The sequence below is a fragment of the Kribbella sp. genome (genome assembly GCF_035687465.1).
Taxonomy (GTDB): domain Bacteria; phylum Actinomycetota; class Actinomycetes; order Propionibacteriales; family Kribbellaceae; genus Kribbella.
The window spans coordinates 1-2808 of record NZ_DASRXP010000207.1; the positions used below are offsets into that span (position 1 = coordinate 1).

General features: G+C 66.9%; 3 protein-coding genes. All 3 read left to right on the top strand.

From position 1 onward, the window contains the following. Positions 1-905 (top strand): PucR family transcriptional regulator (locus tag VFG33_RS10325; protein WP_325024893.1); only part of this gene is annotated, 905 nt, incomplete at its 5' end. 104 nt (positions 906-1009) lie between these two features. Then, on the top strand, positions 1010-1261 hold the full coding sequence (locus VFG33_RS10330) for a hypothetical protein (RefSeq protein WP_325024895.1): 252 nt from the start codon (positions 1010-1012) through the stop codon (positions 1259-1261). A gap of 152 nt (positions 1262-1413) precedes the next feature. Further along, a partial coding sequence (gene uvrB / locus VFG33_RS10335) for an excinuclease ABC subunit UvrB (protein ID WP_414672940.1) occupies positions 1414-2808 on the top strand: 1395 nt, incomplete at its 3' end.

A 2808-nucleotide genomic window follows, 5' to 3' on the forward strand; every position in this document is an offset into this window, starting at 1 on the left:
CGATCCTGTTCGGCGCCATGGTGCGCCGCCTGCTGACGGTCACCTTCGCCTTCGTGGACAGGGTGAGCCAGCAGGTCGTTTCGGCCTACCAGGAGGAACGGGACCGCTGGCTGTTCAACCGGAGCGCGGTGCGGACGGCCAGGGTACGGGCGCTTTTGGACAGTGACGGGTCACTGCTCGACATCGACGGCGTGGACGTCGAGGCCACCGAAGCGGCACTGGGCTACCGGATGCGCGGGGTCCACCTGGGAATGATCGTGTGGCACACCTCCGACGCGTACGCCGGTGACGCGCTGGGCGCGCTGGAGGCGCTGGCCGTCGAGCTGGGGAAGCGGCTGGAAGGCGACGGTCGTCCCTTGTTCGTGCCGCGGGACGAGTCGAGTGCCTGGGTGTGGCTGCCGCTGGCATCCACCGCGTTCCCGGATCGTGAACTCCTAGACCAGGCGCTCGCGAGCAGTGAGCCGAGTGTCCGGCTGTCCCTCGGTGAGCCGGGGCTGGGTGCCCAGGGTTTCCGCCACACCCACCAGCAGGCGCTGAAGGTGCACGCCCTCGCGCTGGCCGCCGGCGAGCACTGCGACCGCGCGCTGACCTTCCGCGAGGTCGGCACGATGGCGTTGATGACCTCGGACCTGGGGGCGGCGCGGCTCTGGGTCGCCGACACCCTCGGCGCGATGAGCACTGACGACAGCAACTGCGAACGCTTGCGCGACACACTGCGTGTCTTCCTTGCGACGGGTAGTAGTTACACTGCCGCGGCCGCCGCGCTCACCATGCACAAGAACTCCGTGCAGTACCGCGTGCGCAAGGCACAGGAACTCCTGGCCAGGCCGATCACCGAAAACCGCCTCGACGTCGAGCTGGCGTTGAACCTCTGCCACCGTTTGGGCGCCGCAGTGCTGTCTTGAAGCCTGAAACACCCCTGATTTTTGGTGTTTCGCACCACCGATGTCGAAGTTCCTTGGGTCGGCGACACGAAGAGCTTTACTCCGTTCGGCCCTAACCTTCAGCCATGGGTGAACAAGGTGGGGCTCTCGCACTCGTCCGACTGCGCCGAGGCGTCGTCGGCGAGAGCAGACGCGTGATCCACCTGATCCCCGTGCCGACCGAAGGCGCCCTGCCCGGGCACCTGACGGCGTTGTGCGGCGAAGAGGTTTACCCCGGCCAGGCCGAGATGCTGGACAGGCTGTGCGGAATGCCGTGCCAGACCTGTCTGCTGCGCTCGCCCGCGCCCGCTCCGGGTTTCCTCGCTGCGGCTGGGTGAGCCTCGCTGCGGCCGGGTGAGCCTCGCCGCGGCGGGGTGAGCCACGCCTGACCGGCCTGAAACTGTCGGTGGGGGCGTCTACCCTGGATCCCGTGGCTTTCGCAACCGAACATCCCGTACTCGCCCAGTCCGAATTCCGGCCTGTCTCCGAGATCCCTCGGTCGGGCGGCCGGTTCGAGGTGGTCAGCGACTACAAGCCCGCCGGTGACCAGCCCGCCGCGATCGACGAGCTGGAGAAGCGGGTCAACGCCGGCGAGAAGGAGGTCGTCCTCCTCGGTGCCACCGGTACCGGCAAGTCGGCGACCACGGCCTGGCTCATCGAGCGGGTCCAGCGCCCCACCCTGGTGATGGCGCCGAACAAGACGCTCGCCGCCCAGCTGGCCAACGAGCTTCGGGACCTCTTCCCGAACAACGCCGTCGAGTACTTCGTCAGCTACTACGACTACTACCAGCCCGAGGCGTACATCGCGCAGACGGACACCTACATCGAGAAGGACTCGTCGATCAACGACGACGTCGAGCGGCTGCGGCACTCCGCGACGATGAACCTGCTGTCCCGGCGCGACGTCATCGTGGTCGCCAGTGTCTCCTGCATCTACGGCCTCGGCACGCCGCAGTCCTACCTGGACAGGTCGAGCAGCCTGAAGGTGGGCATGGAGCTGTCGCGGGACGTGTTCCTGCGCGCGCTGGTGGACATCCAGTACACCCGCAACGACATCGCGTTCGCGCGCGGCACGTTCCGCGCGCGTGGCGACACCGTCGACATCATCCCGGCGTACGAGGAGTTGGCGATCCGGGTCGAGTTCTTCGGTGACGAGATCGAGAAGCTGTACTACCTGCACCCGCTCACCGGCGACATCGTCAACGAGGTCGACGAGCTGCGTATCTTCCCGGCCACGCACTACGTCGCCGGGCCGGAGCGGATGGAAAAGGCCATCAAGGGCATCGAGGCCGAGCTGGAAGAGCGGCTCGCCGGGCTGGAGAAGGCGGGCAAGTTGCTGGAGGCCCAGCGGCTGCGCATGCGGACCAGTTACGACATCGAGATGATGCGCCAGGTCGGGTTCTGCTCGGGGATCGAGAACTACTCACGGCATATCGACGGCCGTCCCGGCGGCACTTCGCCCGCGACGCTGATCGACTACTTCCCGGACGACTTCCTGCTCGTCATCGACGAGTCGCATGTGACGGTGCCGCAGATCGGCGGCATGTACGAGGGTGACATGTCGCGTAAGCGGAACCTCGTCGAGCACGGGTTCCGGTTGCCGAGCGCGATGGACAACAGGCCGCTGACCTGGGAGGAGTTCTCCGACAGGATCGGCCAGACGGTGTATCTCTCGGCGACGCCCGGGCCGTACGAGATGGGCCAGACCGGCGGCGAGTTCGTCGAGCAGGTCATCCGGCCGACCGGCCTGATCGACCCGGAGGTCATCGTCAAGCCGACCGAGGGCCAGATCGACGACCTGGTCCACGAGATCAGGATCCGCGCGGAGAAGGATGAGCGCGTCCTGGTCACCACGTTGACGAAGAAGATGTCCGAGGACCTCACG